An 18,035-nucleotide genomic window follows, 5' to 3' on the forward strand; every position below is an offset into this window, starting at 1 on the left:
CGAGGCCCGTTTTTCTGTTACCGGTTTCCGTTAGTGCAGCGGACCGATGGTGGAGCAAGTCTTCTTCGTAGCAGCGTGCTTCTGCAGCATCGCCAGCTGTGGACGGTGCTTGCCGCTCTCCACGTCCAGCGACATGCTGTCTTCACCCCAGCGAGGACCCGCCGCCCAGTAGCTGCTTGGGATGCAGTTTTCGGCCAGGTACGCCAGCATGTTGTCGGTGGCGACTACACCCGAGGGGGCAAAGTCCGGGATGCCGTGCTCGCCGAGGTAGCCACGCAGCTTGTGCTTCTTCAGCCACTCGACCCAAGGCTTGACCAGATCCACACCACGCATCGGTGCGAAGGTTTCGTTGCGGTTGCGGTACGAGCCCGAGTAGTCGTGATCCCAATACTGGTGCGCTTCGAAGACCAGGTTGTTCTTCGGATCGCGCATCCAGGGATCACTGATCAGCTGGGTGTTGACGCTTTCCCAGAACAGTGCGCTGGAGTAGCGGTCACCGGCGACCATGATCCAGGTGTCCGGATCGACCTTGCGGATCGCCTTGCTCGCTTCCAGGGCAGTCTGCGGCCAGAGGTTGTTGCCCGTGTTGTACGGCTCGTTCATCAGGCCATAGCCCCACAGCGCCGGGTGGTTTGAGACCTCGACGGCGATCTTGCGCCAGGTTTCAGTGAACGCGGAACGCGGCACCTCGGGGGAGTTGATCACCTTGTTGTAGTAGCGGTAGTAGTTGTGCATGTCGAGGATGACCTTCATGCCGTACTTGTGCGCCAGGTCCAGCGAGGTCTTGATGCGCGACAACTCGGCGGCGTTCAGCGGAGTGCCGAGCTGGGGCTGGATGCGCTCCCAGAGGAAGCCCAGACGGATCTGCTTGAAGCCCAGTTCGCTGTGACGCTTGTAGTAGGACTCGTCGGCGTAGGTGTAGCCCTGGTTGTAAGTGCCCGGAATCCTGCCCGGATCGAACACACCGGAAGCGAAGTTCACACCCACCAGGGGGATACCGCTACCACTGCCGGGCTTGGACGGCGACGGGTTCGGCGCGGGGTCTGGAGTCGGGTTGCTCGGCGCAGTGCCGTTGCCGCTCGACAAGGCGGTGATCTTGGCCGGATAACCGACACTGCTGGCCGACAATTTGCCGCCATCCAGCATCACCGAGAGTTGCTGCCCCACGTCATACAGGGCGACAACCTTGCGCACCTGGCCATCGGCCAGGCGTACCGAGGAGCCCACCGTGAAAGCGGCTTTGTTGGTTGCGCTGTTGGGAATGGAGAAGCCCGCCGACTTGCGGTAGATGCCCCGTTCCCAGTCTTCGTTGGTGAAGTCGTTCATGCTGGCGCTGTAGCTGGTTTCCACCGGCTCGCTCGGCTTGAGGTCCGGCTGCGGCTGCGGCGCTGGCGTCGGCGCGCTGCCGGTGGCAGAGGCCACACTGATCTTCTTGGGATGGCCGACGCTGGCAGCAGACAACTTGGCGCCGTCCAGCATTACGGAAAGGTGCTGGCCCACGTCATACAGCGCAACGATCTTGCGCACCTGGCCGTCCGCCAGTTTCACCGAGGTGTTCACCTTGAACGCGGCCTTGTTGGCAGCGTTGGCCGGGATGGAGAAGCCTGCCGACTTGCGGTAGATGCCCCGCTCCCAGTCTTCGTTGGTGAAGTCGTTCATGCTGGCGCTGAAGCTGCTTTCCACTGGCGGGGGAGTTGGTTCACTTGGCGCAGTGGTACCCGGTGCGGTGGTGCCCGGCGCGGTGTTGGAAACAGTGACCGTACTGATGGTGCGCGGGGCGCCGACCTTGTTGCCGTCGAGCAGACCGCCCTCGAAGTAAACACTGAGGTTGCTGCCCACGACGAAGACCTTGCTGATCTTGCGCACTTGGCCATCAGCAAATTTGACCTGCACGCCCGGCTTGAAGGCCTCACGGGCGGCGGCTGAAGACGGAACGGAAATGCCCGCCTCGCGGCGCCAGACGCCATTCAGCCAATCATTGCTGGTGAACCGGTTGATCTGGCTGGTGAAGCCCTCAACCTGTGCCGGCTCCGACGTGCCCGGCGCGGTATTGGAAACGGCTACCGTGCTGATGGTGCGCGGAGCGCCGACCTTGCTGCCGTCGAGCAAGGGGCCATCGACATAAACACTGATGTTGCTGCCGACGACGAAAACCTTGGTGATCTTGCGCACCTGGCCATCTGCAAATCTGACCTGCACGCCCGGCTTGAAGGCATCACGGGCAGCTGCCGAAAACGGCACGGAAATGCCTGCCTCGCGGCGCCAGACGCCATTCAGCCAGTCATTGCTGGTGAACCGGTTGATGTTTGAAGTGAAGGCAGCCGTGGAAGAGGCGCTTATGTTGATGCTGGCAGCCGCTTCGCCGCCGATGGTCAGTGAACCCAGTACCGCAGCCATGGCAATGGAGCGTACAAGTGCCTTGGGCGCACTTGAGAATACAGTGATAGACATTCAGTCTCTCCGGAACTTAATACTTCTAAAGGTCGGAGCCTTTAAAAAAGTAGCGGGAGTTAATAAAGCCGTACGGGCGCCTGATGGGGTTTTAATCTCATTACGCGCACCGAACGAACCGCGTGCAAGGGCCGGATTAACCTGGCAGGAAAGCCGGCAAGCCGTTGCGTGGGCGCCTTTATAATAGGTTTAGAAAACTTATGGAAACCGACACGACGGCCAGACATCGCCAAATAACCGTCATATTGAGTTTATTGCCACTATTGAGCTACTAGCGCATAGCTAAATGCCACACTCTTCGAAATAGCAGTTGACCGCTTGAAATCGTTCTTCCGCCTGCGAAACCGGCGTCATTTTTTTGAATTGTGATAATTGAAAAGCAAATCTTGCAGCCCGTTTTACCCGACGAGCGGAAATTACAAAACGGCAGATTCAAGGTCGGTTTATACGAGTATCGAGCAACTGGCGTTTCGCTTGTTCGAAAGAAACCAACGGCAGTCATCCGGATGATTCACATGACAATGCATCGATTCAAGACAAGGGATCACGTTCAGTGGAGTTTCGAAGCAAGCCCGGTCACCGGCCATATCAGCAAAGTGCAGACGCAGAACACCGAATACAAAGGGCATAGCAGGCAAGCCAACCCGACTGCGCTGCAGTACGAAAGCCGCAGCGACAAGACCGAGCCTGTGACGATGCACAAGAAAAGCGTCCCGAGCAGGACCCAATGAGTCCAATGGAGCCGCAGCGGATCTGGACAGTCGGGCACTCCACGCGTTCCGGCCCCTCATTCGTCGCGCTGCTAAAGCACTACGGTATCGAAATGATTGCCGATGTCCGGCGCCATCCCGGATCGCGGCGACTGCCGCAGTTCATGTCGGAGACTCTGCAGGCCGCCCTCGAAGAACAGGGCATCGGCTATCGATGGCTCGGGGAGCTGGGTGGTCGCAGGCGTGCATCAACTGATTCACCCGCCAGTGCCTGGCGCAACCCGTCATTTCGAGGCTACGCCGAACACTTGAAAAGCGCGGAATTCGCTGCGGGATTGCAGCATCTGCTGAGTCTGGCTGCAGAGCGCCCCACGGCCATGATGTGTGCCGAAGTGCTGTGGTGGCGATGTCACCGAGCGCTTATTTCAGATGTGATGAAACTGGACGGCATCGAGGTCCTGCATATACAGGATGAGCAGCGGCTGACCGTGCACCCATACACCACGCCGGCCAGGCTGGAGAAAGGTGAGTTGAGCTATGTCGAGGGTGCCGGCAAGCCACTGAAGTCTGTTACCGACACGGCACCCTGAACCGGCTTCGCCTTGCTCTGGCCTCAAGGCTCGCGCTTGAGCGCACTCCAGCCCCCGGCACGACTCGGACGGGAAATGACATTGCGCGAAAGATAGTAGAAGAAGAGCGGAATCCCCAGCGCATAACGCTTGAACAGGCGTTTTGGCTCAATCAGCATGCGAAACGCCCATTCCAGGCCGAACCGGCGAAAGAACAGCGGCGCACGTGGAAAACGCTCTGCACTGAAATCCAGAATCGCGCCACCGCAGATCAGCAGTGCCGGCGTCTTCATTGCACTCTGCAGGTAGAGCGCAACCTGCTCCTGCTTCGGCATGCCCATGGCCAGCACAATGATCGGATAACGCCCCGGAACATGATGCGCCCGATAGAACTCCAGATACTCCTCGCTGCGCTTGAAGCCGTCGATGGCATGGAAAGGACGGTCTCCGAACAGGTTGCGCGCCCCATCGCTCAACCAGGGTTCACAGGTGCCCATGGCAAAGAGCTCATGGGTGCCCTGTGAACCGGCCACCAGCTCATCAATCAGCCTGGGAATGAAATCCGACCCGTTCAGGTTGGCTTTCGGCGCCCGCCCATTGAACCAGCAGGCCATTTTGATCCCGATACCGTCACGCAGCAGATAGTTGACCTGCAGGAAGCTTGCCCTAACCGAGGCATGGCGTTGCGCGATGTTGTAACCGTGCTGGTTGAGAAATCCAAGAATGGTCGGCGACTCACGCGTCCGAAGTTCGGAAATGAACGGACCGGTGTCGGCCTCATCCAGAAGCTTCAGCTTCCCGATCAAAGGATCCATCCTTCTGGTGCGGGGACTTTTCATAAATATCTTCTCTGTCAGTCATTCAATGCAGGGGCGATGAAATTGCAGGTCGTTCGATTCGGTCTTCGCAGCCCAGGGTCGATTCGCAGAAAAAAATGAACAATGCGTGCGGGTGCCGGACAAAAGGAAGCGGTCGCTTCTGCGATCTTTTCCAATGGTAAAAAGAGGAAGTAAAGATGATAGGGACACGCAGCAAATCGCACCGAAAGAAAGGAATACTTCTCGGACTCGCACTTGTGCTCAGTAGTGCCGCACATGCGGCAGAAAATATCGATCTGATCGGCATGAATATCGGGGGCGCCGCATTTTCCAGCGGCTCCATCCCGGGAAAATACAATACAAATTATTTCTTTCCTGCACCGGACTATCTGCTCACCTGGAAAGAACGGGGCATCCGCACCATTCGCTTCCCTATCTTGTGGGAGCGCCTGCAGGCCGAACTCAACGGTGAATTGCAGGAAGAATATGCACAGCGAATCGACGCCTTCTTGCAACAGGCAGCCGAGCATGACATGCGCGTCATCCTCGATATCCACAATTACGCGCGCTATCACAAACAGATAATAGGCACCGATGCAGTTCCCATAGCAGCTTATGCAGACTTGCTGGAGCGTATTGCCAAACGCTGGAAGGATCATGACGGGCTGTGGGCCTACGACATCATGAACGAGCCACATGGGGCTGATAAATACTGGCCGGCTGCGGCTCAGGCCGGAATCGATGCAATTCGCAAACATGATCGCGAGCGCCCGCTGCTTATCGAAGGCAACTTCTGGTCCAGCAGCTATCTGTGGCCTAAATACAACGACCCCCTGCTGGAGTTGAAGGATCCTGCCGACAAGTTGATATTTTCCGCCCATCTTTACCTCGATAAACACGGCAACGGACAGTACCGAGAGCCGCTGGAAGATGACTTCGACACCATGCTCGGTGTCAAACGGGTCAAGCCCTTTATCGACTGGCTTATCAAACATGGCAAACAAGGCCATATCGGCGAATTTGGTATTCCAGCCGATGAGCCACGTCTGCTGGAAGCCATGGACAATCTGCTGGCTTATTTGCAGAAGCACTGCATTCCCATGACCTACTGGGCAGCCGGCCCATCCTGGGGCAATTACAAGTTGTCGGTCGAGCCGACCCGCGACGGCCAGGACCGTCCGCAGTGGGAAATTCTCAATAAGTACGTCAATCAGGGTGGCTGCAGCAGTATCGGTCCTTGAAAATAATGCCGGCATATCGGCCCGATTCTTCCACGGGCCGGTATGCGATCAGGCTCTGGGGTGCGGCATCGGTATCCACTTCGCCATTTTCGATCTCATCTTGCCGATCAGCTTCGTCAACAGGCTGTGGCTTTTGCGCAATGTGTTCGCCTTGAGATTGTGCATCTGGCCTGGCACGTACATTTCATTGGTTTCAATGCAATACACCGGTTTGCCGCTGAGCTTCATGATTTCAATGGCCTGCCGATCCTCGCTCTCGACGAAGAGTCGCGTCTGCGGGTGCCGGGCATACACCTCAGCCTTGAATTTATGATGAATATTCAACCGGCGACGCTCCTCTGCCGAAGGCAGATCCAGCATGTGCAGGGTTCCGTACTGCACGCCATGGCGCTGCAACCACGCCTCGGTTTCCGGGCGATATTTCTCCAGCCGGCTGGTTACCAGATGCGCAACCTTGATCGACGGGATGAACAGCGGGCGTGTGCTACTGAGGAAATCACGGTAGTTCGGCCCGTCATCGTTCTGCTCGACCGTGGGATCGACACAGAGCACACCATCAATATCCAGACAGGCGTGCCCCATCAGAGAGTGGTGCATGATGTTCCACTCGAACACACGTGGCTGCTCGACGAGCTCCAGGTACATGTCTACAAGGTGGCGATTGTGCTTTTCAGCAAACGCTGCCAGGGTCACCACCTCGCCCTGATAGGCGGCTCTCACCTGCTCAACGGCGGCGTGCATCGACTTGGCGGTGGCGATGCTGTCGTCCACCAGCAGCACTTTGCGGGCATCCCTCGGCTTGACCAGGCCGGCGTGCTTGTAGGTGCGCGTAATGCCTTTCTTCAGGTCGTCGTTGCGCAGGAACGAATAAAGATCGGTCAGTGGCAGGTTCTGTTTCAATGCGACGATACTGGCAACCAGCATTCCACTTCGGGGAATGCCAACCACCAGGTCCACATCATGGGGAATCTTGCCGGCACACGCGTTGCTCAGCTGAGAAAGATGGCTAAGGCTTCGGTAGTTCATCGACACTCCTTGTAATATCCAACGTCCATCAACGTCCCAATGCCGAGCGCAATTGTTTGGTATGCGTATGCAGATAGTGCAGTACATACAGCGCAAAGGCATTGGCACTGGAGTAATTCAGAAAGCGTTTACGGATATCCATGTCTTCTCGGATCGCCTCGAAACGCCGTTTATGCGACACGCCCGTCGTATCGAAGATGCACAAGGGAAACGGCAGTTGCATGACATCACGCTGCAAGTCGAGCCCCTGCAAGAATTCAAGTAGCAGGCAATAATCGGCAGACAGCTTGTAGTCGAGCCTGAACTTGAACTGGCGCAGCCGTTCGTTCTCGAAATACATCGTCTGATGACTGGCGGGCAAACCCAGCGGCGCACGTTCAATCGGGTGCGCAGGGGTAAGCTTCAGATTGCCACTGGCATCTTTCCGATAAAAATCGCCATAGATAAACCTTGGTGCAATAGTAGCCTGCGCCAACTCGGCATCTATCCTGGCCAATACATCGGAACTGGCCAGCGCATCACCGCTATTCAGAAACAGGGTGTATCCGTCGGTTTCAACGGCACGCCGCCTGCCTTTGTCCATGGCATCATAAATACCACGGTCTGACTCTATGGTTATTTCCGCCTGAGCATCATCCAGTTCACGCAACCATTCAACGCTGCCATCGGTGGAATTGCCATCAATGACAATCCAGCGAAAGTTCCTGAATGCCTGATCTACCAGGCTTCGATAAGTCGCCTTGAGACCATCCAGATTATTCCAGTTAATTGTGACGATACTGAAACTGACCATAATTCATCTGCCCCGGATTTTCTGTATAGGAAGAATGTGCTACCTGCATCTTCGCGTAATAAAGGAAGAACGCCGCCGCCATGCCATATAGATCGCCGGAAAAGGTTAATGCGTTGGACAGTACGAAGTTCATCATGCCGAATACGAATGACAGTTGCAGGGCGGCCAGCAGGCTGCCCTTGTTCTTGCACTGACGCATGATCCAGATAAAGCCGCCATAGAAGATCAGAACGACGAGCGGCGTCAGGAAGCCATAACGGTGATACACGCCGAAAATGCCCACGTCTGAAAGGTAGAAGTGTGGGTTGTAGACCCGCGAGAAGCCGCCATTCCATTGCAGGGACAGTGCGCCCATACCGAAAAAGTTATTGGCGCTGATAGCATCGATGATGGTTGCAATGGTCCGGTCTCTGACCCCTGGCCCTGCCGCGGCCTCGAACAGCAGCGCGTGAAAACGCTCGTATTGCTGGATATAGAACTCGGGCACCATGAACCAGGAAACACCCAGGATGATGACGCCCAGCACGGACATCTTCATCAACGAGTCGATGCGCTTGCGGAAGATCCACAAGCCGGCGATGGCCCAGATCAGCATGGTTTGCCGGGTCTGCATGACCAGCCAGAGATAAGCCACGAGGTACAGCAGAATCAGCAGACCGCTCAAGGTGACCCTGTCTCGCATGTTGTACATGAGCATGAAGGCAGCCAGCGTCACGAAGCCCGAACCAATTCGATAACGATCGGGCCGCAGCAGGTCTTCGTATCGCGTCCAGTCATCCACCGTGAATGAAACCACCGCGTTCTGCGGGATGATGCCCAGGTAATAACTGAAGCCGAATGTCGCGCAGAACAGTGCGATATAAAGAAAGTAGCGGCCAAGCTCTTCCTGGGTAGGCTGTGCCATGAGCAGCAGGAAAAGCACCGGAAAGAACACCAGATATTCCAGGAACCGGCGCTCTTCGAACAGGCCGTAAAGCATCGGCTGGCCGAAGTTCAGATTGGCCAGTACGGCAGACATGAGGGGCAGCATGGTGCCCATGAATATGATCCACAGGCTGGTCCTGGACTGATAGACCCATTTCCAGGCGACGAACAGGCACACCGTGGAGGCCACTACCAGCAGCAGGAAGATCTCCCGGAAGTAGGGAATCCCGGCGCGCTTGTCATCCGTGAGGAAGAAGCATCCGGAGTTCAGCAACAACAGGATGATCAACAGATTCTTGTACGCCAGAACTTTCCTTAACAAACGCTATCTCCAATACCCAGATTGACATGGCGAACAAACAGATCGAGCCGTCATGGCAAAGCAACGGCAAATGACAAGTACCCCGCAGGAAACATGTGCTTTGGATGGACAACGTCAGTACCTAAAAGGTCCGCATTGTTTCCCTGGGTGCGGGCCATACGCTCGGTTGCGTAGGCCCCACAAGAATCGCTTCACTGCCGTATCTGGTGCTGGTTCTCCACAAACCACCGATAGGCGTCGCGCAGACCGTCTTCCAGACTGATGCTGGCCTGCCAGCCCAGCGCCTTGAGCCGAGACACATCCATCAGCTTGCGCGGCGTGCCGTCCGGTTTGCTGCTGTCGAAGATCAGTCGCCCCTGGTATTCGGTGACCCGTGCGATGGTTTCGGCCAGTTCGCGGATGCTGCAATCGACGCCAGTGCCGACGTTGATATGCGACAGCATCGGCTGCGTGTGCGCCTGGTAAACGGCATCATCCAGCTCCATCACATGCACGCTGGCGGCGGCCATGTCGTCCACGTGCAGGAATTCACGCTGCGGCTTGCCGCTGCCCCAGATCACCACTTCGTCATCGCCGTGCTGGGTTGCTTGATGAAAACGCTTGAGCAGTGCCGGCACCACGTGGCTGTTTTCAGGGTGGAAGTTGTCATTGGGGCCGTAAAGGTTGGTCGGCATCACACTGCGGTAATCGCGCCCGTACTGGCGGTTGTAGCTTTCGCAGAGTTTGATGCCGGCGATCTTGGCCACCGCATAAGGCTCGTTGGTCGGCTCCAGCACGCCGGTCACCAGCGCCTCTTCCTTCATGGGTTGCGCGGCGAACTTGGGGTAGATGCAGGACGAGCCGAGAAACAGCAGTTTCTGCACATCGTTGCAGTGCGCCGCGTGAATGATGTTCGCCTCGACCATGAGGTTCTGGTAGATGAACTCTGCCGGGTAGGTGTTGTTGGCGTGGATGCCGCCGACCTTGGCCGACGCCATGTAGACCTGATCGATGCGGTGTTCGGCGAAGAAGGCATTCACCGCCGCCTGATCAACCAGATCGAGATCTTCCCGGCCACGCATGAGGATATTGTCGTAGCCCAACGCCCGCAGGCGGCGGACGATGGCCGAGCCGACCATCCCCCGATGCCCCGCGACGAAAATTCGTGCGTCACGATTCATTATCAGTTCTCCAGCGTTACAGGAATCTCGTAACCGTGCTCCTTGAGCAGGGCGTGGCGCCGGGCGACTTTCAGATCCTCGCGAACCATCTCTGCGCACATTTCCTGCACGGTGATCTCCGGCGTCCAGCCGAGTTTCTGCTTGGCGCGGCTAGGATCACCCAGCAAGGTTTCGACTTCCGCCGGACGGAAATAACGCGGGTCGACGCGCACCACCACATCACCGGCCCGCAATGCAGGCGCCATATCGCCTTCGACACTCTCGACAATGCCGCACTCATCCACGCCGCTACCCTCGAAGCGCAGCTGCACGCCCAGCTCGGCGGCCGACCAGCGGATGAAGTCGCGCACCGAATACTGCACGCCGGTGGCGATGACGAAGTCCTCGGCCTGCTCCTGCTGCAGCATCATCCACTGCATGCGCACGTAGTCCTTGGCATGGCCCCAGTCACGCAGCGCATCCAGGTTGCCCATGTGCAGGCACTTCTCCAGCCCCTGGGCGATGTTGGCCAGGCCACGGGTGATCTTGCGGGTCACGAAGGTCTCACCACGACGCGGTGACTCGTGGTTGAAGAGGATGCCGTTGCAGGCATACATGCCATAGGCCTCGCGGTAGTTCACCGTGATCCAGTAGGCGTAGAGCTTGGCCACCGCGTAGGGCGAGCGCGGATAGAAGGGGGTGGTTTCCTTCTGCGGGATTTCCTGCACCAGGCCGTAGAGTTCGGAGGTGGAGGCCTGGTAGAAGCGCGTTTTCTTCTCCAGTCCCAGCAGGCGGATGGCTTCGAGGATGCGCAGAGCGCCCATGCCATCAACGTCCGCGGTGTACTCGGGCGATTCGAAGCTCACCGCCACATGTGATTGCGCACCGAGGTTGTAGACCTCATCGGGCTGCACTTCCTGAATGATGCGTGTCAGGTTGGAGGAATCTGTCAGGTCACCGTAGTGCAGAACGAAGTTCTGATCCTCGACATGATGATCCTGGTAGAGGTGATCGACGCGCTGGGTATTGAACAGCGAGGCGCGGCGCTTGATGCCGTGCACTTCATAGCCCTTCTCCAGCAGCAGCTCCGCCAGATAGGAGCCGTCCTGACCTGTGATGCCTGTGATCAACGCTTTTTTACGTTCCATAGTGTTCACCTTTTCCATGATTAAGTTAGGGGTTGAGTCAATCCAGTGAGTCAGCTTGATCGAGCGCTTTTGAGCAGCATCTGCACGCGCTCGAAAAAGCCGACACAAATCACCGGCACGGAGGGAAATTTGTAGAAGAAGCGGAAGGTGTCGTACTGGGTTCGCGGCGCACGCAACGAGGCGCTGTCGACCTCGGCGGTGTCGATCAGGGCAATGCCCTGCCCCGCCACGTCATGCAGCACGCTCAGCTCCATGGGCTTCATCGAAAGACTGAAGCTGTGCAGGCCGGGCTTGTCGGTGCGCGTCAGTTGCAGACCGCTGCGGCAGTCCTTGCAGCCGAACAGATTGACCCTGAAGTCATGGCCGGCAAGTTTCGGATTCAGTTTTTTAAGCGTCTGCGGCGAGAGCTCGCAGAAGGCGTCGTAGCGCGCCAGGCTGTCGTCGAAGTAGGCGAACTGGTAGTCGATCCGCTGCTGCTGGATGGCTACCTGAAAACGCGACGATGCAATGTAGAAGTGCTGGCCCGGATCACCGAAGTTGGTGGTCAGCGAGCGATAGGGATAGACGAAATAACGGTCGCTGCTGATGATCCAGGCGTTGTACAGCTTCAGCCAGGAGGATTCCGGCCAACTGCGGATATCGCCGGGGATGTCTTCGATACGGCTGATGTCGGTGCCATTACTGGCCAGCCACTCGCGAAAGCCCTGCCAGTGCCGCCGTGACCAGGCCTGGCCCCAGGATGCGGCCAGTTGCATGAAATAGACGTCCGAATTGCCATCGTCGATGGGCGTGAACGGCAGATTGGCGGTCTGGTTGAACTGCTGACTGTAGAGGCTGATCCCGGCTACCCGCGGGTCGTCGGCATAGAAAGCCAGCGCCCGGGCCGTGTACTCGTAGAAATACGGCGAGACGAACAGGTCGTCTTCGAGCACCAGCACGTCGCCGTATTCCTCGGTCAGGTCGCCACAGGCCAACACATGATTGCGCAACCCCAGCCGCTGCTTGCGGTGGATCACCCGCTTTTCGCCATGCGGCCAGTCATAGGCCTCGGCGAGGCGCAAGGGTTCCAGCGTGTCCGAGTTATCCAGGCTGATTACCAGACGGATATCGCCGCTCGGGTAATGCGCCTTGCTCAGCGAAGCCAGCAGACGCTGCAGGCTTTTCGGTCGGTTGTAACCGATGACGACGATGGTGGGCCGCTTTGCTGTCATGGGAAAATCCATATCGTTCAATGAAGAATGTCCTTGTCTGCTCATGCCGTTGCCCTCTGCTGCACATACCAGCGCCGGGCCTGGAAAATGACCATCACCATCAGCGTCAGGTAGATCACCACCCCGGCAGCAGCGAACGCCTGCACCGTGGCCAGCGCATCACCGATCAGCACCGCCCCGCCGAACAGCGCCAGTACCCGCAGGCTGGTGCTGAAAATCTCGAATACCAGGAACCGCCTCTGCAGCGACAACGCCGGCACCGCCACAACGCAAGGCCGCGAGACAAAAACCAGGTACTCGGCCAGCGCCAGCCAGCGTGCGAATTCACCCGCCACCTGCCACTGCTCGCCGAACACCAGCGCAAACAGCCAGGGGCCAAACGCGACCACCAGACTGAAGGGCACCAGACCGACCAGTGCCAGCGCCGCAGTCGCTTTGATCAGCATTGCGGCAACAGGTTCACCGTCATGGATCGCGCGACTGATACGCGGGTAATAGACATCAGCCACAGACTTGCCGATGAGGTTGGTCGGCATGCTCATCGCCTGCCGGCACAGGGCAAAGAAACCGGCTGCCGCCGGGCCGAAATACACCGCCAGAATCAGCGTCGGCAGCTGCTGGGATACCGCATTGATCAGCATCACCGGCGCACGGAAGATCGGGAAATCACTGTGCCGACGTGCCAGCGTGAGCAAGCCAGGCTCCTGCTCCACGCTTTCACCGGACTGCTTGCTCTGATCACCGTCGTGATTGTCGATATGCGGCTTCGCTCGCAGCATCGCCAGACCGAGCATGGCGGCGTGCAGTGCATGTTGCAGCGCAGTGCTGCACACCAGCACCAGCGCCGATGACTGCACCAGACCGGCCAGCGTGCGAATCGAATTGAACAGCAGCGAGTGGCCCACCGCGACGCTCGCAGTGATGCGGAAACGCTGTGTACGGAACAGCCACTGCTGGCAGATTTCCAGCGCCGCGCCGCTGAACATCACCAGCGGCACCAACAGCAGATACGGCTGAAGAATCTGTATTTGCAGCCGGGTGGTCAGCGCATCGCCGAACAGATAAAGCAGCAGCGCCACCAGTGCCGCCATCCCCAGCGCGATCAGCAGCGACAGGCGCACCAGCCCCCGCGCATCGCCATCACGCCGTGGCAGCACGATAGCGATGGGATAGGTCAGCGCAGCCACTGGAATCAGCATCAGCGTCACGCTGAGAAAGGTGCCCAGCACGCCGTAGGCTTCCGGCCCGTAGATGCGCGTGATGACCGGCATGAACGCCAGAGTCAGTGCCTGGGCACCAGCCGCGCCGCTTACCACCGTGAGGATATTGCGCAACAGCTGACTGTTGCGGCTGCCATGCAGAAGAGCCGCGAGCCGCTCACGAAACCCGGGGGCACCGCCGCTCTGATCGATGACGCTCACTCGGCAATCTCCGCTCAAGCCTGCAGCGGCGGACGGCCAATGCCGTAATAGCCGAAGCCTTCACGCTTGAGCTGCTCACGGTCGTACTGGTTGCGTCCATCAAGAATCAACGGCGTGTTCAGCAGACGTTTGAGAGCACGGAAGTCAGGGCGACGGAAAGGCTTCCATTCGGTCACCAGACACAGGGCGTCGGCATCGATGGCCGCTTCGTACTGGCCTTCAACGATCTGCAGGCGGCCATCCTCAAACCAGGCGTCGGGAAACTCGCGTCGCGCCGTCTCGCGTGCCACCGGATCGAAGGCGCGCACCCTGGCGCCGGCATTGATCAGGCTGTTGATCAGTACCACACTCGGTGCTTCGCGCATGTCATCGGTGCCCGGCTTGAACGCCAGCCCCCAGACCGCAAAGGTGCGCCCGGCAAGATCGCCCTCGAAGTGGCCGGACAGTTTGTTGAACAGCGTGTGCTTCTGCTGCTCGTTGCGCGCTTCCACGGCCTGCAGCAGCTTGGGTTCGAAGTCGCTCTGATGGGCGATATTGATCAGCGCCTTGACGTCCTTCGGGAAGCAGGAGCCGCCATAGCCACAGCCGGCGTAGATGAAGTGATAGCCGATACGCTCGTCCGAGCCGATACCCAGGCGCACGTTCTCGATATCCACATCGAGGCGTTCGCAAAGACCGGCGATTTCGTTCATGAAGGAGATTTTCGTCGCCAGCATGGCGTTGGCGGCGTACTTGGTCATTTCGGCATCGCGGATGCCCATGAACAGGGTGCGCGGACGGTTGCGGATAAAGGGTGCATAGAGCGCGCTCATCACCTGACGGGCATGCTCGTTGTCAGCGCCGATGACGATCCGGTCCGGGTGCATGAAGTCGTTGACCGCAGCACCTTCCTTGAGAAATTCCGGGTTTGAGACAACCGAAAATTCGATGCTCACACCGCGCACGTCCAGCCGCTCGGCGATCGCGGCGCGCACCAGATCAGCAGTACCCACCGGCACGGTGGACTTGTTCACGATGATCGCCGGGGCGGTCAGCGTGTCGCCAATCTGCCGCGCGACTTCCAGCACATAGCGCAGATCCGCCGAGCCGTCTTCACCGGGCGGCGTACCCACTGCGATAAAGAACACTTCGGACTGCTCGACCGCCTCGGCCAGTGATGTGGTGAAAAGCAGGCGTTCGGAGGCGTAATTGTCTCGCACGATATCTTCGAGACCTGGCTCGTAGATCGGCAGGATGCCCTGCTTGAGGTTCTCGATCTTGGTCCGGTCGACATCCACGCAATAGACCCGGTTACCCATTTCCGCAATACAGGCGCCGGTCACCAGTCCAACGTAGCCGCTTCCAACGACTGTAATGTTCATAGCAGATTCCTCGATTCAGACATTGATACGGGCGTGCCTCGGCGCGGCCCCTTCGAGGGGGCCGTCAGCGTTACAACGCAGATTCAAATCCGGCCAGGTTCTGCCTGACCGGAGCGCAGGCGAGTCGGCTTACACCGTCTGCTCGCTGTAACCGTAATGGTCGTAATAGCCACGGAACTGGCCGTTCTTCCGGGCCTTTTCCACATCGACATGGTTGAGCACCACGCCAGCGACCGGTGCGCTGCTGTTCTGCAGCTGGCTTACGCCTTTCTGGACATGTGGGATCAGGGTGCTGTCGGACTTGACCACGTAGATCACCGCATCAGCCAACGTGGACAGAACGGCCGCATCGCTGACAGCCTGACTTGGCGGCGAGTCGATGATGATCCGCTCGTAACGGCCCTTGAGCACTTCCAGCAGCTTGGCGAAGCGCGGCGAGGACAGCAGTTCCAGCGGATTGGAGGGCGCTGGCCCGGCAGCGATCATGTCGACGTTGCCCACGCTGTGAATGCAGTCTTCAAGCCTGGCACTGCCGCCGATCAGGTTCACCAGCCCCGGCGTGCCTGGTTTCAGATCGAACGCCTTTTCCAGCGTGGCGCGGCGCAAGTCGGCATCGATCAGCAGGACGCGGTGCAGCTGGCCCATGGCAAACGCCAGGTTGGCCGAGACCGAACTCTTGCCTTCGCCCGGCGCAGTGGAGGTCACCACCAGCACCTGACGTGGCTGACTGCCTTCGCTGAGCAGCAGGTTGGTGCGGATGGTCCGCACGGCCTCGCAGAAGCGCTTGTCGCCGCTGCGTTCAAACAGGTGGCTGACGTCCTTGCGCAGCTTGCGCGGCACCTGCGGCACGATACCCATCACTGGCAGATTCAGCTTGTTCTCCACCTCCTCGGAGCTCTTGAAGGTGTTGTCAAGAATCTCGCGAATGATCGCCTGGGCGATGCCCAGCACCAGCGCCAGGAACAGCGCGACCACCAGAATCAGCTTGGTGTTGGGTGCGCTCGGCTCGGTCGGCGGGATGGCCGCATCGACCACCCGGGCATTGGTGGAACTCAGGTCAGAGGTCGCCGTGGTTTCCTGCAGACGGGTCATGAAGGTTTCGTACAGGGCGCGGTCGCTTTCGACCTGACGCTGCAGGTCTCGCACCTTGAATTCCTTGCGCGAGATGCTCTGGATACGGTCCTTGTTCTCGTCGAAGGAAGCCCGCAGCGAGTTTTCGTTGGCCACTGCCAGTTGATAGTTGCGCTCGATGCTCGCCACGACCTGCTCGACCTGCTGACGCAGACTGGCGGTTGCCGCATTCAGATCCGATCGCGCCGATCCCATGGCCGGGTGGCGGTCGCCGTAACGGCGCGAAAGGTCTTCGACACGCGAACGGGCATGCGCCTGATCAGCCTTGAACTGCTGGATCAGCGGATGACCGAGCACCGCAGGCACGCTGGACAGACGCTCCCAACCCTGGCTGCGCATGGACTCGACCTGACGATACTGGCTCTCGGCTTCGGCCCGCTGGCGACGGGCATCGATCATGCGATCGCCAGTCAGCGAAAGCTCATTGGCGCTGATGGTGCCCACACCATCCAGATCAACCAGCCCTTCTGCATCCAGATAGGCCTGCAGCTGATCCTCGGAAGCCTGCAGCTTCTCGCGCAGGGACACCAGGCGGTCGTTCATCCAGCTGGCCGCCGTCATCGACATGTCGACCTTGGCCTCCAGCTGGGCTTCGATGTAGGCCTGCGCCAACTGGTTGGTGGCTTGCGCAGCGGTCAAGTTATCGGCCATGGAAACCGACAGATAGACCAGCTGGCTCTTGCCCTCGACCCACACCGAGGTGCGTTCCATGAAGACCTGGGTGGCGTAGTCCATGACCTGGGCTTCAGTGATCGGCTCGGGCTCTTCGCCTGTAAACATGGCCGCCAGCGCACCGAAGTCGATCAGCGGGCCGGGCTGCTGACGCAAATCGAATTCCGGGTGCTCGGTCAGGCTCAGGTCGCGCACCACGCGCTCGGCAACGCCTCGGCTCTGTATCAGGCTGAGCTGGGTCTGCAGGTACTCGCTGAGTTCCGGCGACTCGATCATCGGCTGGAACGACACCACCGGCGTGCCCTTGGTTTCGATCAGTACCGAGGTGACCGCCTTGTAGATGGGCGTCATGCGCATCAGCAGCAGGATCGTCAGCACGGCAACAACGCCGACCAGCAAGACGATGCCCCACTTGCGCGACCAGACGGCGTGCCAGATTTTTTTGAGGTCGATGAAGTCGCTATCCACAGCTTGTACTGGGCGCTGCCATGGTCGATCCGGGCGAACGGGGCTGTTCATGATCAGAAGAATCCTTCATCGATGTTGATCGTATCGCCGGGGCGAACCAGGGTGTCCATCGTGGCTTTTTCCGCGTTGCGTCCGCTTTCAGAGCCGCGCACGATGGTCATGCGTTTGGTCGAGGCACGCTCGGTCAGGCCACCCGCCAGGGCGATTGCCCGGTCCAGCGTGAGGCCTGGCTGATAGGGATAACCGCCGGGCAGCTTGACCTCGCCGGAGATGTAGAACTCGCGGTAATTGACTACCGACACCGAAACCCTCGGATCGATCAGGTAGCCGTCCTTGAGTGTTTCGGTCAGCAAGGTGCGCACCTGGCCGGGCGTCTTGCCATTGGCGTCCACCTCGCCGATGAAGGGAAAGGTGAAGGTGCCGGCATCGGTCAGGCGTATTTCTTCGAACGATAGGTCCGGCTCACCGTGAACGCTGATGCGAATCACGTCGCCCGAACCCAGTTGATACTGCGCGGCGCTGGCTGTGGCGCTGAATGCCAGCAACACCAATAGCGACAAATATTTGAAGATGTTCTGGATGCTCATGCTCGGTTTCTCCTTGGACACTGCTGCAACCTCCTGATCGGCC

General features: G+C 58.8%; 15 protein-coding genes. 3 read left to right on the plus strand and 12 right to left on the minus strand.

What is annotated here, in order from left to right:
• Window positions 1-30: 30 nt before the first annotated feature.
• Window positions 31-2,451, minus strand: a complete 2,421-nt coding sequence (locus NAV32_RS14100; RefSeq protein WP_256053427.1) for a glycoside hydrolase family 5 protein — start codon at window positions 2,449-2,451, stop codon at window positions 31-33.
• Between the two features lie 515 nt (window positions 2,452-2,966).
• Between NAV32_RS14100 and NAV32_RS14105 the strand changes: the two genes are divergently transcribed.
• Both NAV32_RS14105 and NAV32_RS14110 read left to right on the plus strand, forming a co-directional pair.
• On the plus strand, window positions 2,967-3,182 hold the full coding sequence (locus tag NAV32_RS14105; RefSeq protein ID WP_423836436.1) for a DUF2945 domain-containing protein: 216 nt from the start codon (window positions 2,967-2,969) through the stop codon (window positions 3,180-3,182).
• Window positions 3,179-3,751: a DUF488 family protein gene (locus NAV32_RS14110; RefSeq protein ID WP_256053428.1), complete on the plus strand. Its 573-nt coding sequence runs from the start codon at window positions 3,179-3,181 to the stop codon at window positions 3,749-3,751. The genes NAV32_RS14105 and NAV32_RS14110 overlap by 4 nt, the downstream gene beginning before the upstream one ends.
• Window positions 3,752-3,774: 23 nt before the next feature.
• On the opposite strand, the gene NAV32_RS14115 is transcribed toward NAV32_RS14110, so the two are convergent.
• Window positions 3,775-4,545: a WecB/TagA/CpsF family glycosyltransferase gene (locus NAV32_RS14115; RefSeq protein WP_256053429.1), complete on the minus strand. Its 771-nt coding sequence runs from the start codon at window positions 4,543-4,545 to the stop codon at window positions 3,775-3,777.
• A gap of 200 nt (window positions 4,546-4,745) precedes the next feature.
• Between NAV32_RS14115 and NAV32_RS14120 the strand changes: the two genes are divergently transcribed.
• The gene (locus NAV32_RS14120; protein ID WP_256053430.1) at window positions 4,746-5,789 is read left to right on the plus strand and encodes a glycoside hydrolase family 5 protein; all 1,044 of its coding nucleotides are present in this window, start codon (window positions 4,746-4,748) and stop codon (window positions 5,787-5,789) included.
• A 48-nt stretch (window positions 5,790-5,837) separates the two neighbouring features.
• Here NAV32_RS14120 and NAV32_RS14125 read toward each other — a convergent pair whose 3' ends face one another.
• The 10 genes from NAV32_RS14125 to NAV32_RS14170 form a co-directional block, all read right to left on the minus strand.
• The gene (locus NAV32_RS14125; RefSeq protein WP_256053431.1) at window positions 5,838-6,815 is read right to left on the minus strand and encodes a phosphoribosyltransferase family protein; all 978 of its coding nucleotides are present in this window, start codon (window positions 6,813-6,815) and stop codon (window positions 5,838-5,840) included.
• Window positions 6,816-6,843: 28 nt separating this feature from the next.
• On the minus strand, window positions 6,844-7,608 hold the full coding sequence (locus NAV32_RS14130) for a glycosyltransferase (RefSeq protein WP_256053432.1): 765 nt from the start codon (window positions 7,606-7,608) through the stop codon (window positions 6,844-6,846).
• Complete coding sequence (locus tag NAV32_RS14135; RefSeq protein ID WP_256053433.1) at window positions 7,580-8,854, minus strand: hypothetical protein; 1,275 nt, start codon at window positions 8,852-8,854, stop codon at window positions 7,580-7,582. The genes NAV32_RS14130 and NAV32_RS14135 overlap by 29 nt, the downstream gene beginning before the upstream one ends.
• A 191-nt stretch (window positions 8,855-9,045) precedes the next feature.
• Complete coding sequence (fcl, locus tag NAV32_RS14140) at window positions 9,046-10,014, minus strand: GDP-L-fucose synthase (RefSeq protein ID WP_256053434.1); 969 nt, start codon at window positions 10,012-10,014, stop codon at window positions 9,046-9,048.
• 2 nt (window positions 10,015-10,016) lie between these two features.
• Complete coding sequence (gene gmd / locus NAV32_RS14145; RefSeq protein ID WP_256053435.1) at window positions 10,017-11,141, minus strand: GDP-mannose 4,6-dehydratase; 1,125 nt, start codon at window positions 11,139-11,141, stop codon at window positions 10,017-10,019.
• Between the two features lie 50 nt (window positions 11,142-11,191).
• Complete coding sequence (locus tag NAV32_RS14150) at window positions 11,192-12,352, minus strand: glycosyltransferase (RefSeq protein WP_256053436.1); 1,161 nt, start codon at window positions 12,350-12,352, stop codon at window positions 11,192-11,194.
• Window positions 12,353-12,393: 41 nt separating this feature from the next.
• Window positions 12,394-13,773: a lipopolysaccharide biosynthesis protein gene (locus NAV32_RS14155; protein WP_256053437.1), complete on the minus strand. Its 1,380-nt coding sequence runs from the start codon at window positions 13,771-13,773 to the stop codon at window positions 12,394-12,396.
• A gap of 14 nt (window positions 13,774-13,787) precedes the next feature.
• On the minus strand, window positions 13,788-15,134 hold the full coding sequence (locus NAV32_RS14160; protein ID WP_256053438.1) for a UDP-glucose dehydrogenase family protein: 1,347 nt from the start codon (window positions 15,132-15,134) through the stop codon (window positions 13,788-13,790).
• A gap of 129 nt (window positions 15,135-15,263) precedes the next feature.
• A complete protein-coding gene (locus NAV32_RS14165; protein ID WP_256053439.1) occupies window positions 15,264-17,456 on the minus strand; it encodes a GumC family protein in 2,193 nt (730 codons plus the stop codon).
• Window positions 17,457-17,458: 2 nt separating this feature from the next.
• Entirely contained in the window at window positions 17,459-17,992 is a 534-nt protein-coding gene (locus tag NAV32_RS14170; protein WP_256053440.1) for a polysaccharide biosynthesis/export family protein, read from the minus strand.
• Between the last annotated feature and the right edge of the window lie 43 nt (window positions 17,993-18,035).

It is taken from the genome of Stutzerimonas stutzeri (assembly GCF_024448695.1).
Classification (GTDB): domain Bacteria; phylum Pseudomonadota; class Gammaproteobacteria; order Pseudomonadales; family Pseudomonadaceae; genus Stutzerimonas; species Stutzerimonas stutzeri_T.